Below are 25902 nucleotides of genomic sequence, written 5' to 3'. Positions count from 1 at the left end.
TGTCCAGCCGGCGAAGGTGTAGCCGCTGCGGGTGGGGTCGGTGGGTTCAGTGAGAGTGTCGCCGATGGCAACAAATGCGGTGTCGGTTGCCGTTCCGCCGGCCGCGTCGAAGGTCGCGATGCGCACGAATTCGACACTGATCTGACCGCCGGAGCCAACAGTGGCGGTAGCGGCCGTATAGCCGATCCCTACCGGAGTCGTGGAATTGGTGATGAGGGCACCGTTCGGGTCTCCACCATTAGTAGCTGCCCCTGGTGCGCCGATGCCGTGAATGTCGAGTACTCCAGAGGAGGAGCTGTCCTGGCCGCCGCCGATGCCTGCGCCTGAGTTGTCGCCGGTAGCGGTGGTGGTGCCTCCGGTGAGGATGGTGGTGCCGCCGTTGCCCTGATATCCGCCGCCGATGCCCGCGCCACTGCCGCCTCCGGTTGCGTCTAGCGTGCCACCGCTAACGGTCGTGGTGCCGCCGTCGCCTTCCTGGCCGCCGCCGATGCCTGCGGCCGCGAAGCCTCCGATCGCGCTGATGGTGCCGCCGCTCTGAGAGGTGGTGCCGCCGTTGCCGTTAAGGCCGCCGCCGATGCCTGCGCTTCTGTTGCCTCCGGTTGCGGTGATGGTGCCGCTGTTGGTGGTGGTGCCGCCGTTGCCGTTAAGGCCGCCGCCGATGCCTGCGCCGTGGTAGCCGCCGGTTGCGAGGATTGTGCCGCTGTTGACGATGACGGAGCCGCCGTCGCCTTCCTGGCCGCCGCCGATGCCTGCGGCCGCGAAGCCTCCGATCGCGCTGATGGTGCCGCCGTTGACGGTGGTGGTGCCGCCATCGCCTCCGTCTCCGCCGCCGATTCCCGCGCCGAAGCGGCCGCCTTGTGCGGTGATGGTGCCACTGTTAACAATGACGGAGCCGCCAGCGTTGCCTTCATTGCCGCCGATGCCCGCACTGTACCGGCCTCCGGTTGCTGTGAGCGTTCCGCCGCCGGGGGCAACGATGGTGAGCGTGGAGGTGCTGGGAACCTCAATCGCCGCCAGAGAGTCAGGGACGTCATTGTTGACGGTGAGGTCATGCCCGTTGAGGTCAAGCGTGATCGATTCGCCCGGTTTGACCGTTATTGACCTGCCTGCCGGAGCAACGATATCGGCAATGAGTTTCACGGTGCCGCCATCGGACGCGTAAGCGAACGCGTCTGGCATGCCGCCCCAACTGCTGACGAGGTACGTTGCGGCGGCGTTCGCTGGCAGTGCGCCGACGAAAGTCAAGGCAAGCGCAAGGGCGACAGTGGTAATGCTGGGCAAGATTTTAGGGCGAGGCATCACGGTAGTTCTCCTGTTGGTCGGGTGGAGGAGCTGCAGGAGAGGTAATCCCAAGCACAAAGGGCTGACGCTAGCAGAAGCAGTCCTAGCCCCGGGTCGTTCGGGCGGAGATCGCTCTTCTGGGCGCCCACTTCGGAGGCCAACTGCGCACGGAGGCCAACGCCTGTTCGCGACTTAGACTGGTCGAGGCCTGCGCCGCCGCAGTCCTCCCCGACGAGAAGGATGCTTGTGTTCCCCACCACGTTCCCGGCCCCGATCATTCCTGCAGCAGACTCCGTTCCGGCACTGCGTTGGGGCATCATGGCGCCCGGTGGAATCGCCGCGACGTTCGCAGAGGCGGTGCACGCGCACACTGAGCAGAAGCTCGTGGCCGTGGCATCCCGCAGTCTTGACCGCGCCCAAGAGTTTGCGAACACCTGGGGTATCGAGAAGGCCTACGGCGACTATGCCGAGCTGCTGGCCAACCCCGATGTCGACGTGATCTACATCGCTGCGCAGCAGCACGTGCACCGCGATCTAGCGCTGCAGTCGATCGCCGCGGGCAAGCACATTCTGGTGGAGAAGCCGTTCGCCATGACCGGCGCCGAAGCTCGCGACATTGTGGCCGCAGCCCGGGCCGCCGGGGTGTTCGCGATGGAAGCGATGTGGACTCGCTACCTGCCCCAAACCTCAATCATTAACCAACTTGTTGCTGACGGAACCTTGGGCGGTATTCATCTCGTCACCGCCGACCACGGTCAGCACATTCCCGAGGGGAACCGGGTTCGCTCGCTCGACAGCGGGGGAGGAGCCCTGCTCGACCTCGGCATTTACCCCATCGCCTTCGCATCACAGATTCTGGGCGCGCCTTCTGCCGTGCACAATGTCGGCTCACTCATCGAGAGTGGGGTGGATGCTCAATCTCTCCTTACCCTCAGCTATGCGGGCGCGGCTCAGGCCCAGCTCAACACCACGCTGCTCGCGCGCACACCCATCACGGCATCCGTCGCGGGCACCGACGCCCTGCTGCAGGTGGGCAATGGCTTCTTCACGCCCACCTCGCTGACGCTGTCGAAGTCCGGCTTCAACGGAGAATCAATTCACTGGAAAGACGAGACGGGTGTGGTTGGCCACCGCGGGCTCAGCTACCAAGCCACGGCGCTCGCCGGATTTGTGGCGCAGGGTCTCACTGAGTCGCCGGTGCACTCGCTCGACGAAACCGTCGCCATCCTCGACACGATCGATTCGGCTCGCTGGCAACTCGGGTACCGCTTTCAGTCGGAATAGTGGGCCGAGCGCTCGTGTGCTCGCAGTCGAACACAGCGCAACCTAATCTGGCTTCGGCAAGTGCAGCCCTCGCGCCTGTGCAAACTCAAGTTGCTGAGACACCGCATCGAGCACGCGACTGACGAGTTCGCCTCGTTCCCACGAGAAGTTCACGACGATTGCTCCATCGATCACGTGCGTGACTAGGTTGACCGGCATCACTCGATCGCAGCGGTAAAGAATCGCACGCAGGTCGGCCGAGATTGGTTGCCAGTTCTCGAGCAGCCGTGCGGAGAGGGCCGCGCTTTCGCGGGGCACATCTACGAGCCAGCCCACCGTCGTGATGAGGTGGTGGTCGTCAAGTTTGTGTGAACCGCTTGGTGGTCCTACGTAGGCTCGAAGGAGCAGCTCGGCGCAGTCGTGGATACTGCTGGCGGGGCTTGCGCGGGTGAGTATCCGCGTGGCTTCGTCGTGTCGTCGTTGTTCAACGCGGGTGAGTGTTTCAAGAAGGAGTTCTTCTCTCGAGGAGAAGTAATACCGGATGGCGCCGAGGGGAACGTTGGCTGCGGCGGCGACGCTTCGGTGGGTGATGGCGCTAACGCGCTCACGCATGAACATCGTGACGGCGGCGCTCAATATAGCTTCGCGCCGTTCTATGCTTCGCGCCTGCTTGACGCTGCGAACACCGTCGTTGCTCATCGAACCTCCTGGTTTCCTGTTTACTCTAACCAGAAACTTGTACTCCCGCATCAGTTGTTCTAACCTGTACACGCGTACCACTAAGGGACTCACTGAGCTTTCCGCTCACTCCGCGCCAATCGTCAAGGACTCGTCATGACAACACCGACCGCTTCGCCACGATCGGGCTTCGTGATTGGGCTCGCTCTGCTCGCAGCTCTGGCTCCGTTCACGACCGACATGTTTCTGCCATCACTGCCCGAGATCGCTCGTGACCTCGATGTCAGTTCGACGACGACACAGCTCACCTTGTCGGTCTACCTGCTCATGCTCGGACTGTCACAATTGATCATCGGCCCCGTTTCGGATGCTGTTGGTCGCCGACGTCCGCTCATGATCGGTCTCGCACTATTCCTCATCGGTTCGCTCATTGCAGCGTTCGCGCCGAACTTCACTGTGTTGCTCCTTGCTCGCGCGCTCCAAGGTGCCGGAGGTGGCGTGGCTCTCGTCGTCTCCAATGCCTCCGTGCGAGATCGCACGGAGGGTGCGGCCTCGGTGCGCCTCTTCTCTCTGCTGATGACCATTTCAGGGCTCGGCCCCATCCTTGCTCCCGCGATTGGGGGAGTGCTCGAAACCACGCTGGGGTGGCGCTCCGTTTTCTGGGCACTGGGGGTTCTTGCGCTAGCCGCAATCCTCGTCTCGGTGAAAAACCTTCCGGAGTCCTTGCCCGCAGAGAAGCGCAGCTCGTTAAGCCTTCGTTCAGTGGCTCGCGACTATGGCACCATCATCCGAGACCGAGCGTTCCTGATTCCGGCGCTCGCGGTGGGCTCGAGCTTTATGGTGTTGTTCGCTTATATCGGTGGGGCATCCATCGTGTATCAAGAGATTTACGGGCTTAGCCCCGCGGCATTTGGTTTGGTTTTCGGCGGCACCGGCGTTGCGGTATTGCTCGGCGCCTTCGTGAGTACGGTGCTTGCGCATCGCTGGCCCGCGCGTCGTACTGCACTGAGCGGATCGTTGTTGATGGTGTTGGGCGCCGTTGTTGCGATCGTGAGTGTGATCGGCGGCGGCGGTCTCCCCACGGTAGTAGTCGGGGTTGCGATCCTCGAGTTCGGACTCGGCCTGGGCATGCCTTCGTTCATGTCCCTAGCGATGTCGAGTGGACACACGTTATTGGGAAGCCGCGCGGCGCTGTTAGGAGCCATGCAGTTTGGTTTCGGCGCGGTGGCGACACCGATCGTCGGTTTTGTGCTGAGCGACGAGCCGATCAGCTGGTTACTGCTCCTTGGCGGGCTGGCTCTCGTGGCGCCGCTGCTTCTCCTTCTGCATAACCGCATCACGCCCCAAGTCGCGACGATGCCCGGCACACCGACGGAGCCGGTGACAGTGGCGAAGTAAAAAACGCCTGAAACTCGCCTGAAAACCGCCTCACGTCGCGATATTCGTCGCGGGCGGCGCATTCGCTCTGTACTGTTGATGCAGCAATTGCCACGCGATCGGAGTTCACGGTGACCGCAGAATCGACAGCCCCCGCAGAGACTGATCTGCCGCAGAGACCTGTAGCGACGCGGATGCTCGCCCCCTGGGTTTTCTGGCCAGCAGCCGGGCTCATCATCGCGATCACGGCGTTCTCGATCATCGCTCCGAATCTCGCGAACGCGGTCTTCACGTCGCTGCAATCGAGCGTCATCAACTCCTTCAGTTGGTATTACGTGCTCATCGCGGCATTCTTTGTCGCGTTCGCCCTGTATCTGGGGTTTAGTCGCTACGGCGACATCAAACTGGGCAAGGATGACGACGAGCCCGAGTTCTCGATGATCGCCTGGATCTCGTTCCTGTTTGCCGCAGGCATGGGAATCGGGCTCGTGTTCTATGGCGTCGCCGAGCCCCTCAGCCACTTCGCAAACCCGCGTCCCGGTGTTTCGGGCACAGAGATTCAGCTCGCCCAGCAGGCGATGAGTCAAACGTTCCTGCACTGGGGTGTGCACGCCTGGGCTATTTACGTCGTGGTCGGCCTCGCCCTCGCATACGCCATTCATCGTCGCGGTCGCCCCATCTCGATCCGCTGGACTCTTGAGCCGCTGCTCGGCAAGCGCGTTCGGGGTGGCTGGGGCAACCTCATCGACGTGATCGCGCTCGTCGGCACGGTCTTTGGTGTTGCTACTTCACTCGGCCTTGGTGTTCTTCAAATCGCGGCTGGTCTCGAAAAGACCGGCATCGCCGAATCTAACCTCACCACTCAGATCGCCGTCATCGTGGTCATCGTCGCGTTCACGATTTTGTCGCTAGTTTCGGGCATCGGTCGCGGTATGAAGTGGCTTTCGACCACGAACCTTCTCTTGGCGGCTGTGCTGCTGGTGTTCCTTCTCATCGTCGGGCCGACGGCGTTCCTTTTCCGCGAATTCGTGCAGTCGATGGGTAACTACCTTCAGGGCTTCATCGGCCTCAGTTTCAATGTCAGTGCGTATGAAGGCCAAGCTGGCGAGCAGTGGCAGTCCGGGTGGACTACCTTCTACTGGGGCTGGTGGATGTCGTGGGCCCCGTTCGTCGGTGTCTTTATTGCCCGTGTATCTAAGGGCCGCACCGTGCGTGAGTTCGTGGGCGGCGTCATGCTTGTCCCCACCGTGCTCACGTTCCTCTGGTTCAGCGTGCTCGGCGGCAACGCGATCTACCGCGAGCTGTATGGTCAGGGTGGCTTGGTCGCTGCCGATGGATCGGTGGATGCCGACTCGGCACTCTTCGACCTCCTCGCCGGTCTCCCCGCGGGCACCGCTCTCACCTTCGGCGCGATCCTATTGATCGGAATCTTCTTCGTCACCTCCGCCGATTCGGGGGCGCTGGTGATGTCGATGATTGCTACCGGTGGTTCCGCCGAACCACCCAAGCGCATCCGCGTGTTCTTCGCTCTGCTCGCATCGTTCTTGGCGATCGCCTTGCTGGTAACCGGTGGGCTGCAAACACTGCAAACGGCGGCAATCCTCTCAGCGCTCCCGTTCAGCGTGGTGATGCTGATGATCTGTGCGGCCACGGTGACGGCGTTCAGTCGTGAGCGTCGTGCATATGAGCGAGCGCAACGTGCCCAGTTCGTCGACCAAATCGGCACCTTCTACGGTCTTGAGGTCGAAGAGCCGCTGTTGCGCGATACGGTTCACCCGCTTCGTGCTGCCCTCGATCGCCTCCGCAAGAAGGCCGCGCAGTCGGGCGGCGGAATCTCGCAGGTCACCGAAGATGCCATTCTTTCCGACACCGGTTTGCCATCGCCAGACAACATTGCTCAGGCTGATGCGATCGTCGAAGACGAGGTGGAGACCCTGCAGGCGTTCCAGGCCGAGGCGCAGGCCAAGCGCAAAAAGAATAAGTCGACAGAGTAGGTGGCAGCGGGCGGCCGACGATTGTTCGCGCCGCTCGCATCCCCATTGTGGAAAATCTTTACGCACAATTGTGTTTCGCTCAATGATTACAGAGTGAAATCATCTCAATTGCTACTGAAGAGCGGGCTTTCCCGAGGCACCCGAGCGCTCACGTCAGAGCGAGGAGACGTACCGGGCTGGGTGCTGATTACTCTCATGACCGCAGGTCTTGTGGTCATTATTTGGGGTCTTGCGGGTCCAGCACTCAGCTCGGTTTTTGAACAGGCTATTGATCGCGTCACCGGCTTCTAATGCGTGCGCGCTGGCGCGAACGCGGCAGGCTGCTGGGCGCTGACGAATCTGGGTCCGCCGTGGTGGAGTTCGTTCTCGTCTCCGCTCTGCTGACGGTGTTGACGCTCAGCGTCATCCAGCTGGCTCTTGCGTTGCACATCCGCAATACGGTGTTGGATGCCGCGGCGGAGGGCGCGCGCTACGCCTCCCTTGCCGACACCTCGTTGGGCGATGGCGTCACTCGCACTCGTGACCTCATCTCTACGGCGCTGTCGCCCGGCTATGCGTCGGAGGTGAGCGCAAGCACCACGTCCCACCTCGGGCAACCTGCCGTGCTCATCACCGTGCGGGCACCGCTCCCGCTCTTTGGCCTTATCGGTATTAGCGATGGCTTGGAGGTGTCAGCCCATGCGGCTATCGAGCAGGTTCGCTGATGAACGGGGTTCGTCATCCCTGGAGTTCATTACGGTCGGCATGGTGATGCTCATTCCGCTCGTGTATCTGGTGCTCACGATGTCCGCGATCCAGTCCGGAGCTCTCGCCGCCGAGGGCGCTGCCCGCCAGGCGGCGCGTGTGTTCGTTCAGGCTGACACTCTCAGCGAGGCAAACGCGGCGGCGTCGCGCGCGGTCGAGTTCGCCCTCGACAATCACAACGTGGATGCTGCAAGCGCGGCGGTCACAATCTCGTGCGCACCCGATCCCAGCGATTGCCTGTCCCGCCACAACTTCGTCACCGTGCAGGTGGCAATTGCTGTGCCGCTCCCGCTGGCGCCGCCGGTCTTGACCGGGTCATTTCCTCTAGAGGTGCCGCTCGACGCGGCCGCAACGCAGCAGGTTTCTCAGTTTGCGGGGTCGCGCTAGTGAGCCGGCGCGATGGGCTGCGCGACGACGACGGCTCTGCACTGCTGCTCACCATCTTCTATGGCTTCCTCTCTCTCGTGCTCATCTTTCTGGTGGTCGCGGCAACCTCGCTCTATCTGGAACGCAAACGACTCTTCACACTCGCGGATGGCGCTGCTCTCGTAGGGGCAGAATCCTACGATCTCGACGATGTGCTGCGAACGCCCCAGGGGTTTCGCCCGCAATTGACGCCCGCCAAAGTCTCGGACGCAGTGAGGGAATATGTCGCTGCCGCCCCGACGTCAGAGTTCGACGGGCTCACCATCGAGCAAGCGACAAGCATCGACAACTCCAGTGCCACGGTCTCGCTGTCTGCTTATTGGCGGCCGCCGTTCGTCTCGCTCTTGGTCCCGGAGGGCCTGCGTATCGACGTCACCGCCAATGCTCGTTCGGTCTTTTCGTAGTGTTTCCTGGAGGCCAGTGACGAGCACACTGAAATCCTCCAGCCCGCGATCACACTCCACCCAGCGAACAGGGAGTTTCGATCCGTAGCGTGGATGGTGCGCTTCTCGCAGGCGCATCACCGAAGCAAAGGAGTTAGCCATGAAACGAATCGCTATCGTCGGGGGCCACGGCAAGATTGCCCTGAGTCTGGCCGAGCTTCTCACCTCTCGCGGCCACCACGTGCACTCGTTGGTCCGCAAGCCTGAGCAGGAGGCTGACATCAGTGCCACGGGCGCCATGCCCGTCATCGCAGACATTGAGGCACTCAGTGCCGAAGAGCTCTCTGAAATCTTTACAGGACACGATGTCGTCGTGTTCTCGGCGGGTGCTGGTGGGGGAAGCCCCGTACGCACCTATTCGGTTGACCGTGATGCGGCCATCCGCACGATGGATGCTGCTGCCCATGCGGGCGTCAAGCGCTATGTCATGGTCTCGTACAAGGGTGCCGGTTTCGACCACGGGGTTCCCGAAGACAACGCCTTTTTCGCGTATGCCGAAGCGAAAGCGGCTGCCGACGAACACCTCCGCACTGGTCCCCTCGAGTACACCATCGTCGGCCCTGGTTCACTCTCGAGCGAACCAGCATCGGGCATGATCGGCGTCGGCGATGACGCCACCGACGAGCACACGAGTCGCGACAATGTGGCCCGGGTTCTCGCGGAAGTAATCGATGCTGACAACACCATCGGTCAGACCATCGAGTTCACTGATGGCGCCACCCAGATTCCGGATGTTATCGCCGCTATTGCTTAGTGTGCGGGATAAATAGAGATCCCACTCCCAGCGCGATCAACGCCACCCCACCCGTCGCGCTGAGGGTGGTGATTCTCTGCGGTGAGCGCGCGAACCAGTCGCGCGCGAAGCCGGCAGCGATCGCCCACGACGTGTCCGTCACTACGGCAATCGCCATAAACAGCAGCCCCAAAACGAGCAACTGCAGTTGCACATTGCCGGCTCCGAAGCTCACGAACTGCGGCAAAACAGCGACGAAAAACACGGTCGCTTTGGGATTCGTGATGCCGACAATGAAACCTTGGCCGAAAATGCGCCAGCGTGACTGCGGGCGGGGAGTGGCGTCATCCGCTGTCGTGTGAGCGTTGCGGTGACGGATCGCTTGAATGCCGAGGTAGATCAGGTAGGCGGCGCCGAGATACTTCACGACGGTGAACGCAATAACTGATTGCGCGATAATCGTGCCGACGCCGAAGGCCACCGCGAAGACGAGCGTCACGCCGCCGGTGGCATTTCCCAGCGAGCTAATGATGCCGCCAAGTTTTCCGAGAGAAAGCGAGCGGCCGATCAGAAAGAGCACGCTGGGTCCCGGTATCAGGATGATCGGCAACGCGATGAGCACGAAGGCAATCAGGTTGCTGTTCGGGATCATTTCGCCAGTCTAGGGCTCCGGGCTCGCCGGAGAAGACCGGCCGGCACCGACTTGATCGTGGTGACTAGCGCTGCGGTTTCGTGATGTAGCGCGGCACGTACCGCACCATGATTCCAGCGCCGATGAGACCGAGTATTCCTACCGCCCCCGCAGCAAAGGAGATGGAGGCCACGGCCGTTATCCCCGCGATGAGCAGGGGAGAGGATGCCTGGCCGACGCCTCCGGTAAAGCGCCAGGCTCCGAGGAACGGAGCGGGGTTGTCTTGCGGAGCAAGGTCGGCGCCGAGGGTCATCAGGATGCCGCTGCCCAGACCGTTCGCGAGTGACAGGAACATGGCGGCGAAGATGAACCATCCCACGTTCTGCGCTGAGTCGTGGGTGAACGAAAGCACGAGGTGGCCGATGCCGAGACCAATGAGAGAAGGCACGGCGGTCCAGAGTCGGCCGAAGCGGTCCATGATTTGACCGCCCGTATAGAAGAGGGCGAAGTCCACGGCCCCGGCGATGCCGATGATGATCGCGGTATTGGTGTCGGCGAGCCCGATGCTCACGGCCCACAGCGGCAAAATCACCTGACGACTCGCACGCATTGCTCCGATAACGGCGGCACCGAGCCCGAGGCGTGAGAGCAGCGCACGATTGCGGTGCACGGTAGCGAAAAGCCCGTGTGATTCTTGCTCTACCAGCGCTTCGCCGTCCCGCAGCGTGCGGTTGTTGACGCGAGTGGTATGCACCGCTCCGAAGGTTGTCGCGGGGTCGGGGAGGAGAAGGAGCACCGCGGCCGCGGCCAATGCGGCGACAACATGAATCCAGAAGGCAGCAGTCACGGTGCCGGTGAGGTGAATGACCCCGGCAGAGATGAAGGGACCGATAAAGATGCCAAGCCGGAAGGTTCCGCCGAGTGTAGAGAGTGCGCGTGCACGGTAGGCGACGGGTACAAAGCTCGTGAGAAAAGCATGTCGCGCCAAAGCAAACACGGCGGCAGCCAGTCCGAGCAGCAGCACACCGAATCCGAGTGCGACGGGGTTGGGGGCGAGAATCGCGATCACGACTCCGATGATGGAGAGTGCACTCGCGCCGATCATGGCCGGGCGTTCGCCCACACGGGAGATGAGCCATCCGCTCGGAATATTGCCGAACAGCTCGCCGAGGGTCAGTACGGCTGCGACGAGGCCAGCAATTGCCAGAGTCGCCCCTAGGCTGTCAGCCGCGATCGGAATCAGCGGGATGATCGCACCTTCACCGATCGAAAAAAGCAGTGTCGGCAAGAGAACGGGAAGCCCGATCGAGCGCCAGCTAAAGGGTTGTTCTGTTGTGCTCATCGCCGTCCATAATATGTCGTGCGGGCCACAGTATGCGCGCGAACGGGCGCGAGGCCAACAGGTGTCGTGTGGGGTTCGCGGGTAGTCTGGTTGGTGACATGGATGAACTGGACTTTTCTGACGACATCGCGGCGCTGCGCTCCACCTTTGCGGACATTCGCCAGGTGGTCGACACCGACCGGCTCACGTCGGAGATCGCACGATTAAGCGAGGCGGCTGGTGCCCCCGATCTGTGGGATGACACCGATAAGGCGCAGAAGGTCACGAGTGACCTCAGTCACCGTCAGGCCGAGCTGGCCAAGATCAACTCCATTTCGAGTCGCCTTGATGATCTCGAGATCATGGTCGAGTTGGCGAATGAAGAGAGTGACGATCAGGCTGCAGCGGATGCTCGCGCCGAGCTCAGGGGCATCACGAAGACCTTGGGCGACCTTGAGGTGCAAACCCTCCTCAACGGCGAGTTTGATCAGCGACCCGCTGTCATCACCATTCGCGCGGGAGCCGGAGGCGTTGACGCCGCCGATTTCGCCGAAATGCTGTTGCGCATGTATCTGCGGTACGCCGAGCAGCACTCCTATCCCACACGCGTGCTCGACACGAGCTATGCCGAAGAAGCCGGCATCAAGTCAGCGACCTTCGAGGTCGACGCTCCTTTCGCTTTCGGAACGCTCAGTGTTGAGGCTGGCACGCACCGTCTCGTTCGCATGAGCCCGTTCAACTCAGCAGGCAAGCGCCAGACGAGTTTTGCCGCGGTCGAAGTTGTTCCTCTTATTGAGACTACGGATGTTGTCGAAGTTCCCGAGAACGACATCCGTGTCGATGTCTTCCGGTCCTCCGGTCCCGGCGGCCAGTCGGTTAACACGACGGACTCCGCGGTGCGCATCACCCACTTGCCCACGGGAATTGTGGTGAGTTGTCAGAACGAAAAGAGCCAGATTCAGAACCGTGCTGCCGCCATGCGCGTGTTGCAGTCGCGACTCTTGCTACTGCAGCGCGAGCAAGAAGCGGCCACTAAGAAGGAAATCGCGGGTGTCATTACCGCGAGCTGGGGCGACCAGATGCGCAGCTACGTTTTGGCGCCGTATCAAATGGTGAAAGACCTCCGCACCGAATTCGAGGTCAACAATCCTTCGAATGTGTTCGATGGTGACCTCGACGGTTTCATCTCGGCCGGAATCAAATGGCGCAAGCGCGCAATCGAGTAACCACGACCGCTCGGTCTACCTAGGGCGCCACTGATCGGTCATCCGCTGCCGGTGTGCCCTGAACTGGGCCATCCTGTGAGTACGTGCCTGCGGTGCGTCGCTGCCGAGTTCTCAGGCACGGCTCCTTAGGCTGGCTCCAAATGATTCGTTTTGATTCTGTTTCGAAGTCGTATCCGGGCACGACACGACCGGCGCTGAACTCTGTTGACCTTGAGATCCTCAAGGGCGAGTTCGTGTTTTTGGTTGGCGCTTCCGGCTCGGGCAAGTCGAGCTTTTTGCGCCTGATCCTCAAAGAGGAGAACCCCTCGAAGGGTTCCATTCATGTGCTCGGGCAACACCTCAATACGCTGTCGAGCCGCAAGGTGCCCTATTTCCGCCGTAACCTCGGTGTCGTCTTCCAAGACTTCCGCCTGCTGCCGAACAAGACGGTCTTCGATAATGTGGCGTTCACGCTTCAGGTGATTGGCAAGAGCCGCGGCTTCATTCAAGAGGCCGTTCCGGATGCCCTAAAAATGGTCGGTCTGGCCGGCAAGTCGGGCCGGTTCCCTCACGAACTTTCCGGCGGTGAGCAGCAGCGTGTGGCGATTGCTCGCGCCGTCGTTAATAAGCCTGCAATCATGCTTGCGGATGAGCCGACAGGAAACCTTGACCCGGCGACCGCTGCGGGAATTATGACGCTCCTTGAGCGCATCAACCTCGGCGGCACGACCGTACTGATGGCAACCCACGATGCCGGCATTGTCGACCAGATGAAGCGCCGAGTCATCGAACTCATCGGTGGGCAGATTGTGCGTGACGAACTTCAGGGCGGATACCAAACTCAGACGGTTCCGACTCAGGGCCGCATTCCGCATCCGGCGGCAAGCAAACCCGCGTCCGCCGCGTTTCCTGCAGCCCAGTCTCCCGCTCGACCAATGACGCCGTCGTCGCAGGGTGAGGGGCTCGACGCATGAGGCTCGGACTGATCTTAGGAGAGGTCGGCAGCGGACTTCGCCGCAATCTCTCGATGGTGGTCTCCGTTGTTTTGGTGACCTTCATCTCCCTGACCTTCGTCGGCGCATCCATTCTTCTGCAAATGCAAATTGGGCAGATGAAGGGGTACTGGTACGACCGTGCTCAAGTGGCGGTGTACATGTGCACGGAGATCGACACCACCGGCAATTGCACCCTTGCTGAGGCAACGGAAGACCAGATCGCTGCCGTGCAGCAACAGCTTGATTCACCGACCCTCGCACCGTACATCAACGACGTCGAGTTTGAGACGCATGAGCAGGCCTACGAGAATTTCAAGGTGCAGTTCGCTGACTCGACCTTCGAAGGCATCATTACCCCGGAGTCGTTGAACGAGAGCTTCCGGGTGAACCTCGTCGACCCCGAGCAGGCCGACGTGCTCATCGAGAGTCTGTCTGGACTTGCAGGAGTCGAAAGTGTTGAAGATCAGCGGGCCTATCTAGAGCCGATTTTTTCGATTCTGAACGCCGCTAGTTACACCGCGATTGGGGTCGCTGGTCTAATGCTGGTCGCTGCGGTCCTGCTCATTGCCACGACCATCCGGCTGAGCGCGTTCTCTCGACGGCGAGAGCTCGGCATTATGAGACTCGTGGGGGCGTCAAACCGGTTCATCCAGACGCCATTCATTCTTGAGGGTGTCTTTGCCTCGCTGATCGGATCAGTCCTAGCGGGCGGCGCCATCGTCGCGATTGTGCAGTTCTTCGTTCGCGGCTATCTCGCCTCGACCCTTCCCGTCAATACGAGCCTGCTCGGAATGGAAGAGGCGCTGCTGGTTGTGCCCATTCTCATCGTCTCCGGGGCAGCACTTGCAGCCGTATCCGCCGGGGTGGCGATCAGCCGATATTTGAAGGTGTAGTCGCCGGGCCGCTCTCGCGCTAAACTGGTCTGCTGCACTGTCGGCATCCGCCGTAGCATTGCGGCACCCAACGTATCGAAGAGAGAAGTGAACCATGCCCAAGGAAGGTGACCGAAAGGTTGTTGCCAGCAACCGTAAGGCGCGCCACGACTACAGCATTGAAGACACCTTTGAGGCTGGTCTTGTGCTGTCGGGTACTGAGGTCAAGTCTCTGCGGTTAGGGCGGGCCAGCCTGATCGATGGCTACGGCTACATTGACGACCATGCTGAGGCCTGGTTGGATGCCGTGCATATTCCTGAGTTTTTTCAAGGGTCGTGGAACAATCATCCTCCGCGTCGAAAGCGAAAGATGTTGCTGCACAAAGAGCAGATCCTAAAGATTCACAACAAGATCAAGCAGGGCGGCTACACGCTCGTTCCCCTGTCGATCTATTTTTTGGATGGCCGCGCCAAAGTAGAGCTCGCGGTTGCTAAGGGTAAGCGCGAGTATGACAAGCGTCAGACGCTGCGTGAGCGTCAGGATAAGCGCGAGTCGGACCGCGCGATGGCCGCCCGCAAAAACATGGGGGAGTAGCGGAACTTCGTTCCGCGCTCCTTTTTCGCGCTCGTTAGCGTGCGCTGAATCGCGCCTCGACGCGTGCAGCGATGGCGATCTTCTCTGGGTTGAGGCTCAGCTGGCCGCCATTCGCGGGCGTTCCTGACATCCTCATGGCAGACGCTCCGGCGAGCATGCCTGGATCGCCTCCGGGCCCGACATGATCGAGCATGCCCGGATCGGCTATGGCGAGAGCCGTTACCTCGGTGAGCCCGACACTTGCCGCATATTCATGTGCCTTGGTGAGAGCATCCGTGACAGCGAGGCGTCGGGTGTGTGCGTGTGCGGCACGAGTGGATTCTTCGGTGAGTTCCCACTCAACGTATTTCACCGCAGTGTTGTCGACCGCACTGACGTACTCGATGAAGAGGGCCAGAGCGTCGAAGTCTTTGAATCGTGCGACGTAGTCGATCGCGGCAGAGTGTACGAGCGGCAGCTGTTGGCCGGCGTTATTCCACGGCCGCTGAGAGGTGACGCGCACGGTGTCGGACGACCATCGGGTAATTGCACCATCGTTCGAGGCGAGCTTGGCGAGGAGGGCATGCACCCGACTCGATGACTGCAGTGCAGCATCGAAGACCTCACTCCGGTCAGGACCATCTATCGATACCGCCAGATGCACGATGCCGCGTTCGGCAGGGTGCCAAGATTCATGCTCGCCTCGAACAGTGATGACGAGGGTCATTGTTAGATGGCGCCGAGTTCTTCGAGCTTGGCCTTCAGCTCCTTGTCGCTGGGCTCCACCTGGAAGGTTCCGTCCGTGAAGTGCACGACGGGAATGTTGAGGCGTCCGCTGATGGCGTGCGCGCGATCTGCTGCTGCGGGATCCTTCTCAACATCAACTTTTTCCCAGTCGATGTTCAACGAGTTGAGGAGGGCTTCGGAGCGCACGCAGTCACGGCACCAGTCTGCGCCGAACATGGTGGTCTTGGCTGGTGAGGCTTGAGTTGTATCGGTCATGAACCAAATCTACTTCGCGAATGCTGGATGGGGGCGTTGCGTTCGCTGGCAGCGTTCGCTAGAGGGCTGTAGGGCTGGCAACGGCGCCGAATCCGACCTACACTAGAGGGCTACCTGTTGATCAGGTGGTATTTGATAACTCCACAGCGCGACAACGACCCACACAGGGGGATGATCGGTTTCGACATTGCCTGCAAAACTGTGAGAAGCGGGTCGAGAATGCAGCCTTATCTCGTTAACGATGACTGCAAACTATAAGTGCCAATTCAAAGCGCACTGACTTCGCCCTCGCTGCCTAAGCGAGCGCACTAAAGAAGTCCGTCAGACCGGGAATGCTCTCTACCCGGATTCTGGCGCAATTTAGAGAGATTGCTGCGTAGTTACGCCTGAGGGCTACGTGGGACTTTCACTCTGGCTGGGCTTGTTGATCTAGGTGCTTGTGGCAAAGATCAGAGCCGAGTAGAACGTCTGCACAAGATACACCCGTAGAAGGCACAGAATTACAGCAGTGGACGGGGGTTCAATTCCCCCCATCTCCACCACCGGTCGTTGTCGCGTTGTGAGTTTCAGAAACTCTGCCTAGTCGGCATCGTTCCGTTCTGCTCCCTGAGAGGGAGTCACGGTAAACGTCATGGGTTCGGTGAATCCGCGGGCTGCAAAGGCTTCCTTCACCGCGACTTCGACTTCTGACACTCGGGCGTGCGGAACGAGAGCGATTGCTGCTCCGCCGAAGCCTCCTCCGGTCATCCGTGCTCCAATCGCGCCGTGTTCGCGTGCTGTTTCGACGGCAAGGTCGAGTTCGGGGATGGAGATTTCGAAGTCGTCGCGCATCGACACGTGCGATGCATCAAGCAGCGCACCAATGGCGAGCGGGCCTTCTTCGTTGAGGGCGCGAACGGTGTCCAGCACGCGCTGATTTTCGGTGACCACGTGACGGACTCGGCGGAACGTCTCGTCGTCAAGAATTTCTTGAGCGCGCTCAAGATCAGCGACGCTCACATCGCGCAACGATGAAGCGCCTAGCGCAGCTGCTCCGGCTTCGCAGGATGCGCGGCGTTCGGAATAGCCGCCGGTCGCGTGAGAGTGCGACACGCGTGTGTCCATCACGAGAATGCTCAATTCCGCTGGAGCAAGTCCGAGCGGCACGACCTCGACCTCGAGGGTGCGGCAGTCGAGGAACACGGCGGAGTCGGTGGCGCCCAAGAGAGACGCAGACTGGTCCATGATTCCGGTGGGAGCACCGACGACCTCGTTCTCGGCGAGTTGTCCTACCTTGGCGAGTTGCTCGCGCGAAAGTCCGAGTGCCCAGAGATCGTTGAGGGCCAAAGCGACGGAACTCTCAATCGCAGCCGACGAAGAAAGGCCGGCACCGACGGGCACGGTCGAATCAATGAGAATGTCGACTCCGGGCACACTGTTCAGGTCTGCGCCGTGTTGGCCGAGAGCCCAGGCGACGCCGAGCGGATACGCGCTCCAGCCGACAATGTCGCCGGCGGAACGCGCCGCGTCGAGTCCGGAAAGCGGAAGCTGCACCGCGGTGTCATCGAAGGTGCTGGTGACGCGGATCACCCCGTCGGCGCGCAGCCCAACGGCGGCGCGGGTGCGGCGATCGATGGCGAACGGCAGCACGAAGCCTTCGTTGTAGTCGGTGTGTTCGCCAATGAGGTTGACGCGGCCGGGTGCCGACCAGACGCCTTCCGGGTCGTGGCCGGTTAGTTCCTTGAAACGCTGGCCAAGTTGCTGCACTGTGTCGCTCATGCTCGTTCGATTGCCTTTCGGATGTTTTCGGCTGCGGACTCTGGCGTGACGTCAGCGATCCAGGCGCCCATTGCCGATTCAGATCCGGCGAGGTACTTCAGTTTGTCTGCCGCGCGTCGAGGCGACGTCAGTTGGAGGTGCAGTCGGAATGTGTCGCGTGCACGGTTTGCGGGGGCTTGATGCCAAGCCGCGATGTAGGGCGTTGGGGTGTCGTACAGGGCATCGATTCCCCGAAGCAGCTTGAGGTACATCGTGGCCAGTTCGTCGCGTTCTTCTGAGGAGGTGGCGGCGAAATCAGGAATCTGACGGTGCGGCAGCATGTGAACTTCGATGGGCCAGCGTGCGGCGAATGGCACGAAGGCAGTCCAGTTCTCTCCACTCAGCACAACACGGTCGCCCGCGCGTTCGAAGTCGAGGATGCGCTGAAACATGTCGGGGCTCGTGCGATCGATCGCATCCAAAGTCCGCTGTGTTTTGGGCGTGATGTACGGGTAAGAGTAGATCTGACCGTGCGGGTGAAGCAGCGTGACGCCGATCGCTTCACCACGGTTCTCGAACGGAAACACCTGCTGCACGCCTTCGAGTGCCGAGAGCGCCTCGGTGCGATCCGCCCACGCTTCAATGACGGTGCGTGCGCGGCTCGGGGTTTGAGTGCCGAACGATCCTTCGTGGTCAGGGCTGAAGCAGACCACCTCGCAGCGGCCAATCGAGCTGCGGGTGCGGCCGAGGCCGAGTTCGGCAAGGTCCTCGAGCCCGGTCGGGCTGTTTTCGCTTCCGGCGAGGGCTGGCCCGAATGACGGTGAACGGTTCTCGAAAACAGCCACGTCATAGAGTGCGGGAACTTCCGACGGGTTCTGAGGAGTCTGCGGCGCCAGAGGATCTTGATCTGCGGGCGGGAGGAAGACTCGGTTTTGGCGTGCGGCGGCGACGGAGACCCATTCTCCCGTCAGGATGTCCTGCCGCATGGTTGCGGTCGCTGGTCGAGGGTCGAGCACTCTGCTGTCGACTGATCGCTCTTCGCCGAGCGTGGTGTCGGCGTCGTCGAAGTAGATGAGCTCACGGCCATCGGCGAGGGTGGTGGGGCGTTTGGTGATCTTCGAGGTCATTCTGCACTTCCTTGAGCAGCGCCGGTTTTCTCGGCACGAAGGCGGGCGTCCCAGGCGCTCTGAACCATTTCTTCTGCGGTGTGCCGCATTTTCCAGTCGAGGTCGCGCGCTGCGAGGTCGCCGTTCGCGACGATGCGGGGCGGATCGCCAGGACGGCGAGGTGCGGCATCCGGGATGAAGTCGATTCCAGTGACGCTCGCGATGGCGGTCATGATTTCTGCGACGGAGAGTCCGTTCCCGCTTCCCAGGTTGTAGGCGGACTCGATTGCCTCTTTCGCTTCCAGCCGGCGGGCAGCGGCGACGTGAGCGGCGGCGATATCGGCGACGTGCACGTAGTCGCGCACGTTCGTGCCATCGGGGGTGGGGTAGTCGGTGCCGTTGATTCGGGGCGTCTTGCCGGCGACGAGCGCTTCGAACACGAGGGGAAAGAGATTGTGGGGGCTGGTGTCGTAGACATCGGGGTCGCCGGAGCCAACGACATTGAAGTAGCGCAGCGACGTGTGACGCAGGCCGCTCGCGACGGCCTGGTCACGCAGCAGCCATTCGCCGATCAGTTTAGATTCGCCATAAGGAGAGAGGGGGTCTTTCGCTGTGTCTTCCGTCACGAGGTCGACGTCGGGGGTCCCAAAAACCGCGGCACTCGACGAGAATACGATCTGATCGACCTTCGCTTCGTGCATCGCTTCGAGCAAGATAACGGTGCCGGTGACGTTTTGCGTATAGGTGTGAAGCGGTCGCTGCACGGAAACTCCGGCGTATTTGAAGCCTGCGACGTGGATGACGCCGGTTACGCCGTGCGTCAGCATTGCCTCTATGAGAGCATTTTTGTCTCGGATGTCTGCCTGCACGAACACGGCACCGTCGGGGACAAAGCCCGCAAATCCGCTGGAAAGATCATCGACGACGACCGTCTTCATTCCGGAATCCAGTAGTGCGCGAGCCACGTGGGCGCCGATATAGCCAGCACCGCCGGTTACCATCCAAGTCATTGCATTCCCTTGCGTCGAAGCAGCGGTGGTGCTGCGAACGCAGCTCTACACCCTGTGATTGTCTAATAATATGATTATTAGAGTGTTGCGTCTAGACGCTACCGTATCTGCTGAGAGCGGCTCCGTTATGAACGGGCGAGGCGGAGTTCGCGAATGTTCGGATTGAAGTCCATCTCGCGAACGGTGCCGTCGTACATGAAGCGATTCTTGGCGTAAAAGGCTCGGGCGCGAGGATTCTGTTCAAGCACCCAGACGCTTGCGGCGGCGCCTCCCAAGGCGGCGTCGATCAACGCCTGGCCGGCGCCTGTTCCGTGGGCACTCGTTAAGACGTAGATCATGGCGAGTTCTTCGGGCGGCAAATTGGGTTCATCGCGGTTATGGTGCGCGTGAGCAAGGCCGACGATACGGGAACGGACTTCAGCGACCACCGTCGTGGTGTTGCTATCGGTGAGCAGCTCGTTCCACATCGCTTCGCGTCGCTGGCGGGCCTCGGTGCTCCACGCTTGCTCGGGAAAGAGTCCGGCGTACGTCTCTTTCCAACACTGCGTATGCACGGCAGCGAGTTCTTCGGCGTCGTCGAGCCGTGCGGCTCGTGTGGTGAAACTGGGCACGAAACTATCTTGGCGTATTCATCTCGGTTGGGTGCGCGGTTCTGTCGCTTCTGAAGAGATGCGGATGCTGTGAACACCAGCGCACGTCGCGCGGCCCGCGAAGCCCACAAGTGGTACATATCGCCGTGTTTAGGCGCGTGCCGAGACGCGACGCGCCCGGGATGCACGTGGTGTTGGCGAGGGGGACGAAATGCACGTAATGTTTCCTCTTGTCACCCCAAAGGTGCGGAAGTCCCGGGCAGTTCTGCTGCTAGGTTTCCGGCCTCAAGTGGGGGCCACCATCCTCCACAACTTTAGAGTTGTGGTCGAGTCAAACATCGGTTTACCTCTTGTGGGTTGCGGTGTCAGATCTTAGGATGAGAACCCGCTTTATTCGCGTGTTGGTCCGTTGTGGTGTGCCGTTCTGGTGCATTTCGGTTGGTTTGCCAAGCGCGGTGAAGCTGGTAAGTTAGACAGGTTGCCTTTCGCTTTTGGCGGAGGTTGCCAACACAGGTTTTGAAAGCCCTGGGGTGAAGCCGTTTTGCGGTGGAGGTCAGGAGCGTCCGATCCTTGAGAACTCAACAGCGTGCACAATGTCAAATGCCAAAAACCCGACTGTGCTTTTTATAATCAACCTATTTCGGGTTGGTTGTGGGAGTGCAGCGGATTCCTTTGGAAAAAGATATAAACAACAAAGCAAGTCAGTATTGATTTGTTCTGTCAGTTTCAAACTTGCAGGGTTCTGACCTATTCCGGTTAGTCCTTGCACACAATGTGCTTCTGCAAGCTTGCTTGTGGTTGCTAAAAAACATTTATGGAGAGTTTGATCCTGGCTCAGGATGAACGCTGGCGGCGTGCTTAACACATGCAAGTCGAACGATGAAGCTGGAGCTTGCTCTGGTGGATTAGTGGCGAACGGGTGAGTAACACGTGAGTAACCTGCCCTTGACTCTGGAATAAGCGTTGGAAACGACGTCTAATACCGGATACGAGCTTCCGCCGCATGGTGAGGAGCTGGAAAGAATTTCGGTCAAGGATGGACTCGCGGCCTATCAGGTAGTTGGTGAGGTAATAGCTCACCAAGCCTACGACGGGTAGCCGGCCTGAGAGGGTGACCGGCCACACTGGAACTGAGACACGGTCCAGACTCCTACGGGAGGCAGCAGTGGGGAATATTGCACAATGGGCGCAAGCCTGATGCAGCAACGCCGCGTGAGGGACGACGGCCTTCGGGTTGTAAACCTCTTTTAGTAGGGAAGAAGCGAAAGTGACGGTACCTGCAGAAAAAGCACCGGCTAACTACGTGCCAGCAGCCGCGGTAATACGTAGGGTGCAAGCGTTATCCGGAATTATTGGGCGTAAAGAGCTCGTAGGCGGTTTGTCGCGTCTGCTGTGAAAACTGGGGGCTCAACCCCCAGCCTGCAGTGGGTACGGGCAGACTAGAGTGCGGTAGGGGAGATTGGAATTCCTGGTGTAGCGGTGGAATGCGCAGATATCAGGAGGAACACCAATGGCGAAGGCAGATCTCTGGGCCGTTACTGACGCTGAGGAGCGAAAGCATGGGGAGCGAACAGGATTAGATACCCTGGTAGTCCATGCCGTAAACGTTGGGAACTAGATGTAGGGGCCATTCCACGGTTTCTGTGTCGCAGCTAACGCATTAAGTTCCCCGCCTGGGGAGTACGGCCGCAAGGCTAAAACTCAAAGGAATTGACGGGGGCCCGCACAAGCGGCGGAGCATGCGGATTAATTCGATGCAACGCGAAGAACCTTACCAAGACTTGACATATACGAGAACGGGCTAGAAATAGTTCACTCTTTGGACACTCGTAAACAGGTGGTGCATGGTTGTCGTCAGCTCGTGTCGTGAGATGTTGGGTTAAGTCCCGCAACGAGCGCAACCCTCGTTCTTTGTTGCCAGCACGTAATGGTGGGAACTCAAAGGAGACTGCCGGGGTCAACTCGGAGGAAGGTGGGGATGACGTCAAATCATCATGCCCCTTATGTCTTGGGCTTCACGCATGCTACAATGGCCGATACAAAGGGCTGCAATACCGCGAGGTGGAGCGAATCCCAAAAAGTCGGTCTCAGTTCGGATTGAGGTCTGCAACTCGACCTCATGAAGTCGGAGTCGCTAGTAATCGCAGATCAGCAACGCTGCGGTGAATACGTTCCCGGGCCTTGTACACACCGCCCGTCAAGTCATGAAAGTCGGTAACACCCGAAGCCAGTGGCCTAACCCGCAAGGGGAGGAGCTGTCGAAGGTGGGATTGGTAATTAGGACTAAGTCGTAACAAGGTAGCCGTACCGGAAGGTGCGGCTGGATCACCTCCTTTCTAAGGAGCATGTGCAACTCGGTTTTCGTCTCTGCGGTATACACAGAGTCAAAGATTGCCGAATTTATGTTGCATAAGTCGTACCAGCCTGTTCGGGTTGGACGGCGCTCATGGGTGGAACATTGACATTGTGATCAGAGGAACTGTTGTTTCTTTAGTACGCCAGCTTTTGTTGGTTGGAACGAGGGGTTTCAGGGGTGCTGGTCTTTGCACGTTGTTGGGTCCTGAGGGACCGGCCACGGATCGTAAGATTTGTGTTCGTACCTTAGGACTGGAACACCCGTAAGGGTGTTTGGGTCTAACGGATCCTGGTACTGCTTCCCTTTGGGGTTGTGGTGGAGGATACCGCCCGTATTTTGAGAACTACACAGTGGACGCGAGCATCTTAGATTCGACCGAAAGGTCGGATCACAAGAAATAAACGATGACCCTCACAGCTTTGGTTGTGGGGAATAATTCATTGGTCAATCTCAACACTTTTAGTGTTGCGATCGATTCTTATACTCATGTGATATCAATTTTCTAAGGGCAAACGGTGGATGCCTTGGCATCTGGAGCCGAAGAAGGACGTATAAATCTGCGATAAGCCTCGGGGAGCTGATAATAGAGCTTTGATCCGAGGATTTCCGAATGGGGAAACCCCGCTGGGCGTTGCAAGACGACTCAGTGACTCCCGCCTGAATATATAGGGCGGGTAGAGGGAACGTGGGGAAGTGAAACATCTCAGTACCCACAGGAAGAGAAAACAACCGTGATTCCGTTAGTAGTGGCGAGCGAAACCGGAAGAGGCCAAACCGATCATGTGTGATAGCCGGCAGGCGTTGCATGGTCGGGGTAGTGGGACTTTTCAGCTGTTACTGCCGTACAGCAAGGATTACAAAGTGATATAGACGAATGGGATTGAAAGCCCAGCCATAGACGGTGCCAGCCCGGTAGTCGAAATGTTGCAATGGTCCGAAGAGTATCCCAAGTAGCACGGGGCCCGAGAAATCCCGTGTGAATCTGTCAGGACCACCTGATAAGCCTAAATACTTCCAGATGACCGATAGCGGACAAGTACCGTGAGGGAAAGGTGAAAAGTACCCCGGGAGGGGAGTGAAATAGTACCTGAAACCGTTTGCTTACAAACCGTTGGAGCAGCCTTAGTAGCTGTGACAGCGTGCCTTTTGAAGAATGAGCCTGCGAGTTAGTGATCAGTGGCGAGGTTAACCCGTGTGGGGCAGCCGTAGCGAAAGCGAGTCTTAATAGGGCGTTTTAGTCGCTGGTTCTAGACCCGAAGCGAAGTGATCTATCCATGGCCAGGTTGAAGCGTGTGTAAGAGCACGTGGAGGACCGAACCCACTTAGGTTGAAAACTGAGGGGATGAGCTGTGGATAGGGGTGAAAGGCCAATCAAACTTCGTGATAGCTGGTTCTCTCCGAAATGCATTTAGGTGCAGCGTTGCGTGTTTCTTGCCGGAGGTAGAGCTACTGGATAGCTGATGGGCCCTAAAAGGTTACTGACGTTAGCCAAACTCCGAATGCCGGTAAGTGAGAGCGCAGCAGTGAGACGGTGGGGGATAAGCTTCATCGTCGAGAGGGTAACAGCCCAGACTACCAACTAAGGTCCCCAAGCGTGTGCTAAGTGGGAAAGGATGTGGAGTTGCATAGACAACCAGGAGGTTGGCTTAGAAGCAGCCACCCTTGAAAGAGTGCGTAATAGCTCACTGGTCAAGTGATTCCGCGCCGACAATGTAACGGGGCTCAAGCACACCACCGAAGTTGTAGATTTCGTATTATAGGTAAGCCTTCGTGGTTCAGCCGTACGGAGTGGTAGGAGAGCGTCGTGTGGGCAGTGAAGCGGCGGTGTAAACCAGCCGTGGAGCCTACACGAGTGAGAATGCAGGCATGAGTAGCGAAAGACGGGCGAGAAACCCGTCCTCCGAATGATCAAGGGTTCCAGGGCCAGGCTAATCCGCCCTGGGTAAGTCGGGACCTAAGGCGAGGCCGACAGGCGTAGTCGATGGACAACGGGTTGATATTCCCGTACTGACGAAGAACCGCCCAAACCAATCCAGTAATGCTAAGTATCTGAATCCCCTAGACCAATCCCTTCGGGGTGAGGCGTGGGGCCTAGCGTACGACCCTATTCTGGTGCGGTTAGCGTATTAACAGGTGTGACGCAGGAAGGTAGCTGAGCCGGGCGATGGTTGTCCCGGTCTAAGAATGTAGGCCGAGAGATAGGCAAATCCGTCTCTCATTACGGCTGAGACTCGATGGGTAGTCCTCACGGACGAAATCAGTGATCCTATGCTGCCAAGAAAAGCATCGACGCGAGGTTCAAGTTACCCGTACCCCAAACCGACTCAGGTGATCAGGTAGAGAATACTAAGGAGATCGAGAGAATCGTGGTTAAGGAACTCGGCAAAATGCCCCCGTAACTTCGGGATAAGGGGGGCCTAAGGCGTGAACGGATTTACTCCGGGAGCGCTGCAGGGCCGCAGAGACCAGTGGGAAGCGACTGTTTACTAAAAACACAGGTCCGTGCTAAGTCGCAAGACGATGTATACGGACTGACGCCTGCCCGGTGCTGGAAGGTTAAGAGGAACGGTTAGCCGTAAGGCGAAGCTGTGAATTTAAGCCCCAGTAAACGGCGGTGGTAACTATAACCATCCTAAGGTAGCGAAATTCCTTGTCGGGTAAGTTCCGACCTGCACGAATGGCGTAACGACTTCCCAGCTGTCTCAACCGCGAACTCGGCGAAATTGCACTACGAGTAAAGATGCTCGTTACGCGCAGAAGGACGGAAAGACCCCGTGACCTTTACTATAGCTTTGTATTGGTGTTCGGTGTGGCCTGTGTAGGATAGGTGGGAGACTGTGAAGCTTGGACGCTAGTTCAGGTGGAGTCATTGTTGAAATACCACTCTGGTCATATTGGATATCTAACTTCGAACCGTAATCCGGTTCAGGGACAGTGCATGGTGGGTAGTTTAACTGGGGCGGTTGCCTCCCAAAAAGTAACGGAGGCGCCCAAAGGTTCCCTCAACCTGGTTGGTAATCAGGTGTCGAGTGTAAGTGCACAAGGGAGCTTGACTGTGAGACTGACAAGTCGAGCAGGGACGAAAGTCGGGACTAGTGATCCGGCAGTGGCTTGTGGAAGCGCTGTCGCTCAACGGATAAAAGGTACCTCGGGGATAACAGGCTGATCTTGCCCAAGAGTCCATATCGACGGCATGGTTTGGCACCTCGATGTCGGCTCGTCGCATCCTGGGGCTGGAGTAGGTCCCAAGGGTTGGGCTGTTCGCCCATTAAAGCGGTACGCGAGCTGGGTTTAGAACGTCGTGAGACAGTTCGGTCCCTATCCTCTGCGCGCGCAGGAAATTTGAGAAGATCTATCCCTAGTACGAGAGGACCGGGATGGACGAACCTCTGGTGTGTCAGTTGTTCCGCCAGGAGCACCGCTGATTAGCTACGTTCGGAATGGATAACCGCTGAAAGCATCTAAGCGGGAAGCCAGCTTCGAGATGAGATTTCCATGGCTTAGGCCGAGAGACTCGCAGCTAGACTACTGCGTTGATAGGCTGGATGTGGAAGCAGGGACTAA

The 25902-nt window shown here is 59.3% G+C and carries 22 protein-coding genes, 2 rRNA genes and 1 other RNA gene; 15 read left to right on the top strand and 10 right to left on the bottom strand.

Annotated elements, in window-relative coordinates:
• The coding region (locus I6E56_RS15265; protein WP_197139294.1) for an InlB B-repeat-containing protein at positions 1-1299 on the bottom strand (1299 nt) is incomplete at its 3' end.
• 222 nt (positions 1300-1521) lie between these two features.
• On the opposite strand from I6E56_RS15265, the gene I6E56_RS14865 reads away from it, so the two are divergent.
• Positions 1522-2565, top strand: a complete 1044-nt coding sequence (locus I6E56_RS14865; protein ID WP_197139293.1) for a Gfo/Idh/MocA family protein — start codon at positions 1522-1524, stop codon at positions 2563-2565.
• A gap of 42 nt (positions 2566-2607) precedes the next feature.
• On the opposite strand, the gene I6E56_RS14860 is transcribed toward I6E56_RS14865, so the two are convergent.
• Positions 2608-3243 (bottom strand): TetR/AcrR family transcriptional regulator, encoded by a 636-nt coding sequence (locus I6E56_RS14860; protein ID WP_197139292.1) that lies wholly within the window; start codon positions 3241-3243, stop codon positions 2608-2610.
• 135 nt (positions 3244-3378) lie between these two features.
• Here I6E56_RS14860 and I6E56_RS14855 point away from each other — a divergent pair, with 135 nt between their 5' ends.
• The 7 genes from I6E56_RS14855 (at position 3379) to I6E56_RS14825 (ending at position 8960) form a co-directional block, all read left to right on the top strand.
• The gene (locus I6E56_RS14855; RefSeq protein ID WP_197139291.1) at positions 3379-4620 is read left to right on the top strand and encodes a multidrug effflux MFS transporter; all 1242 of its coding nucleotides are present in this window, start codon (positions 3379-3381) and stop codon (positions 4618-4620) included.
• A 173-nt stretch (positions 4621-4793) separates the two neighbouring features.
• On the top strand, positions 4794-6593 hold the full coding sequence (locus I6E56_RS14850) for a BCCT family transporter (protein WP_231606784.1): 1800 nt from the start codon (positions 4794-4796) through the stop codon (positions 6591-6593).
• A gap of 108 nt (positions 6594-6701) precedes the next feature.
• Complete coding sequence (locus I6E56_RS14845; protein WP_231600929.1) at positions 6702-6884, top strand: hypothetical protein; 183 nt, start codon at positions 6702-6704, stop codon at positions 6882-6884.
• Positions 6884-7297: a TadE/TadG family type IV pilus assembly protein gene (locus I6E56_RS14840; protein WP_197139290.1), complete on the top strand. Its 414-nt coding sequence runs from the start codon at positions 6884-6886 to the stop codon at positions 7295-7297. The genes I6E56_RS14845 and I6E56_RS14840 overlap by 1 nt, the downstream gene beginning before the upstream one ends.
• Positions 7272-7724, top strand: coding sequence for a hypothetical protein (locus I6E56_RS14835; protein WP_197139289.1), 453 nt, complete (start codon positions 7272-7274; stop codon positions 7722-7724). Before I6E56_RS14840 ends, I6E56_RS14835 begins: the two co-directional genes overlap by 26 nt.
• Positions 7724-8167, top strand: a complete 444-nt coding sequence (locus I6E56_RS14830; protein ID WP_197139288.1) for a Tad domain-containing protein — start codon at positions 7724-7726, stop codon at positions 8165-8167. Before I6E56_RS14835 ends, I6E56_RS14830 begins: the two co-directional genes overlap by 1 nt.
• Positions 8168-8306: 139 nt before the next feature.
• The gene (locus tag I6E56_RS14825) at positions 8307-8960 is read left to right on the top strand and encodes an SDR family oxidoreductase (protein ID WP_197139287.1); all 654 of its coding nucleotides are present in this window, start codon (positions 8307-8309) and stop codon (positions 8958-8960) included.
• Here the strand turns inward: I6E56_RS14825 and I6E56_RS14820 are convergent.
• Both I6E56_RS14820 and I6E56_RS14815 read right to left on the bottom strand, forming a co-directional pair.
• A complete protein-coding gene (locus tag I6E56_RS14820) occupies positions 8950-9591 on the bottom strand; it encodes a LysE family translocator (RefSeq protein ID WP_197139286.1) in 642 nt (213 codons plus the stop codon). The genes I6E56_RS14825 and I6E56_RS14820 overlap by 11 nt on opposite strands.
• Positions 9592-9655: 64 nt before the next feature.
• Complete coding sequence (locus I6E56_RS14815; RefSeq protein ID WP_197139285.1) at positions 9656-10912, bottom strand: MFS transporter; 1257 nt, start codon at positions 10910-10912, stop codon at positions 9656-9658.
• Positions 10913-11010: 98 nt separating this feature from the next.
• Between I6E56_RS14815 and prfB the strand changes: the two genes are divergently transcribed.
• From prfB to smpB, 4 genes are all read left to right on the top strand, one after another.
• A complete protein-coding gene (gene prfB / locus I6E56_RS14810) occupies positions 11011-12117 on the top strand; it encodes a peptide chain release factor 2 (RefSeq protein WP_197125115.1) in 1107 nt (368 codons plus the stop codon).
• A gap of 140 nt (positions 12118-12257) precedes the next feature.
• Positions 12258-13070: a cell division ATP-binding protein FtsE gene (gene ftsE / locus I6E56_RS14805; RefSeq protein ID WP_231606781.1), complete on the top strand. Its 813-nt coding sequence runs from the start codon at positions 12258-12260 to the stop codon at positions 13068-13070.
• Positions 13067-13984, top strand: coding sequence for a permease-like cell division protein FtsX (gene ftsX, locus I6E56_RS14800; protein WP_197139284.1), 918 nt, complete (start codon positions 13067-13069; stop codon positions 13982-13984). The genes ftsE and ftsX overlap by 4 nt, the downstream gene beginning before the upstream one ends.
• A 94-nt stretch (positions 13985-14078) precedes the next feature.
• Positions 14079-14558 (top strand): SsrA-binding protein SmpB, encoded by a 480-nt coding sequence (gene smpB, locus I6E56_RS14795; protein ID WP_197139283.1) that lies wholly within the window; start codon positions 14079-14081, stop codon positions 14556-14558.
• 34 nt (positions 14559-14592) lie between these two features.
• Here smpB and I6E56_RS14790 read toward each other — a convergent pair whose 3' ends face one another.
• Positions 14593-15264: an SIMPL domain-containing protein gene (locus I6E56_RS14790; protein ID WP_197139282.1), complete on the bottom strand. Its 672-nt coding sequence runs from the start codon at positions 15262-15264 to the stop codon at positions 14593-14595.
• Positions 15265-15266: 2 nt separating this feature from the next.
• Positions 15267-15539, bottom strand: a complete 273-nt coding sequence (locus I6E56_RS14785) for a glutaredoxin domain-containing protein (RefSeq protein WP_197139281.1) — start codon at positions 15537-15539, stop codon at positions 15267-15269.
• A gap of 167 nt (positions 15540-15706) precedes the next feature.
• Between I6E56_RS14785 and ssrA the strand changes: the two genes are divergently transcribed.
• Positions 15707-16081: a transfer-messenger RNA gene (ssrA, locus tag I6E56_RS14780) on the top strand.
• 37 nt (positions 16082-16118) lie between these two features.
• Here ssrA and galK read toward each other — a convergent pair.
• From galK to I6E56_RS14760, 4 genes are all read right to left on the bottom strand, one after another.
• On the bottom strand, positions 16119-17297 hold the full coding sequence (gene galK, locus I6E56_RS14775) for a galactokinase (protein WP_197139280.1): 1179 nt from the start codon (positions 17295-17297) through the stop codon (positions 16119-16121).
• On the bottom strand, positions 17294-18403 hold the full coding sequence (gene galT / locus I6E56_RS14770) for a galactose-1-phosphate uridylyltransferase (RefSeq protein WP_197139279.1): 1110 nt from the start codon (positions 18401-18403) through the stop codon (positions 17294-17296). The genes galK and galT overlap by 4 nt, the downstream gene beginning before the upstream one ends.
• The gene (gene galE / locus I6E56_RS14765; protein ID WP_197139278.1) at positions 18400-19392 is read right to left on the bottom strand and encodes a UDP-glucose 4-epimerase GalE; all 993 of its coding nucleotides are present in this window, start codon (positions 19390-19392) and stop codon (positions 18400-18402) included. The genes galT and galE overlap by 4 nt, the downstream gene beginning before the upstream one ends.
• A gap of 125 nt (positions 19393-19517) precedes the next feature.
• A complete protein-coding gene (locus I6E56_RS14760; RefSeq protein WP_197139277.1) occupies positions 19518-20003 on the bottom strand; it encodes a GNAT family N-acetyltransferase in 486 nt (161 codons plus the stop codon).
• A gap of 790 nt (positions 20004-20793) precedes the next feature.
• On the opposite strand from I6E56_RS14760, the gene I6E56_RS14755 reads away from it, so the two are divergent.
• Positions 20794-22318: ribosomal RNA gene (locus I6E56_RS14755) — 16S ribosomal RNA — on the top strand.
• Between the two features lie 512 nt (positions 22319-22830).
• Positions 22831-25902: ribosomal RNA gene (locus tag I6E56_RS14750) — 23S ribosomal RNA — on the top strand; the annotation flags it as partial.

Source organism: Salinibacterium sp. NK8237, assembly GCF_015864955.1.
Taxonomy (GTDB): domain Bacteria; phylum Actinomycetota; class Actinomycetes; order Actinomycetales; family Microbacteriaceae; genus Rhodoglobus.
This window is presented reverse-complemented; position numbering and strand designations above follow the sequence as displayed.

Coding starts and splice junctions, on each gene's coding strand:
- I6E56_RS14865 (WP_197139293.1), top strand. CDS start 1,522: ATGCTTGTGTTCCCCACCACGTTCCCGGCCCCGATCATTCCTGCAGCA.
- I6E56_RS14860 (WP_197139292.1), bottom strand. CDS start 3,243: ATGAGCAACGACGGTGTTCGCAGCGTCAAGCAGGCGCGAAGCATAGAA.
- I6E56_RS14855 (WP_197139291.1), top strand. CDS start 3,379: ATGACAACACCGACCGCTTCGCCACGATCGGGCTTCGTGATTGGGCTC.
- I6E56_RS14850 (WP_231606784.1), top strand. CDS start 4,794: ATGCTCGCCCCCTGGGTTTTCTGGCCAGCAGCCGGGCTCATCATCGCG.
- I6E56_RS14840 (WP_197139290.1), top strand. CDS start 6,884: ATGCGTGCGCGCTGGCGCGAACGCGGCAGGCTGCTGGGCGCTGACGAA.
- I6E56_RS14835 (WP_197139289.1), top strand. CDS start 7,272: ATGCGGCTATCGAGCAGGTTCGCTGATGAACGGGGTTCGTCATCCCTG.
- I6E56_RS14825 (WP_197139287.1), top strand. CDS start 8,307: ATGAAACGAATCGCTATCGTCGGGGGCCACGGCAAGATTGCCCTGAGT.
- I6E56_RS14820 (WP_197139286.1), bottom strand. CDS start 9,591: ATGATCCCGAACAGCAACCTGATTGCCTTCGTGCTCATCGCGTTGCCG.
- I6E56_RS14815 (WP_197139285.1), bottom strand. CDS start 10,912: ATGAGCACAACAGAACAACCCTTTAGCTGGCGCTCGATCGGGCTTCCC.
- prfB (WP_197125115.1), top strand. CDS start 11,011: ATGGATGAACTGGACTTTTCTGACGACATCGCGGCGCTGCGCTCCACC.
- ftsE (WP_231606781.1), top strand. CDS start 12,258: ATGATTCGTTTTGATTCTGTTTCGAAGTCGTATCCGGGCACGACACGA.
- ftsX (WP_197139284.1), top strand. CDS start 13,067: ATGAGGCTCGGACTGATCTTAGGAGAGGTCGGCAGCGGACTTCGCCGC.
- smpB (WP_197139283.1), top strand. CDS start 14,079: ATGCCCAAGGAAGGTGACCGAAAGGTTGTTGCCAGCAACCGTAAGGCG.
- I6E56_RS14790 (WP_197139282.1), bottom strand. CDS start 15,264: ATGACCCTCGTCATCACTGTTCGAGGCGAGCATGAATCTTGGCACCCT.
- I6E56_RS14785 (WP_197139281.1), bottom strand. CDS start 15,539: ATGACCGATACAACTCAAGCCTCACCAGCCAAGACCACCATGTTCGGC.
- galK (WP_197139280.1), bottom strand. CDS start 17,297: ATGAGCGACACAGTGCAGCAACTTGGCCAGCGTTTCAAGGAACTAACC.
- galT (WP_197139279.1), bottom strand. CDS start 18,403: ATGACCTCGAAGATCACCAAACGCCCCACCACCCTCGCCGATGGCCGT.
- galE (WP_197139278.1), bottom strand. CDS start 19,392: ATGACTTGGATGGTAACCGGCGGTGCTGGCTATATCGGCGCCCACGTG.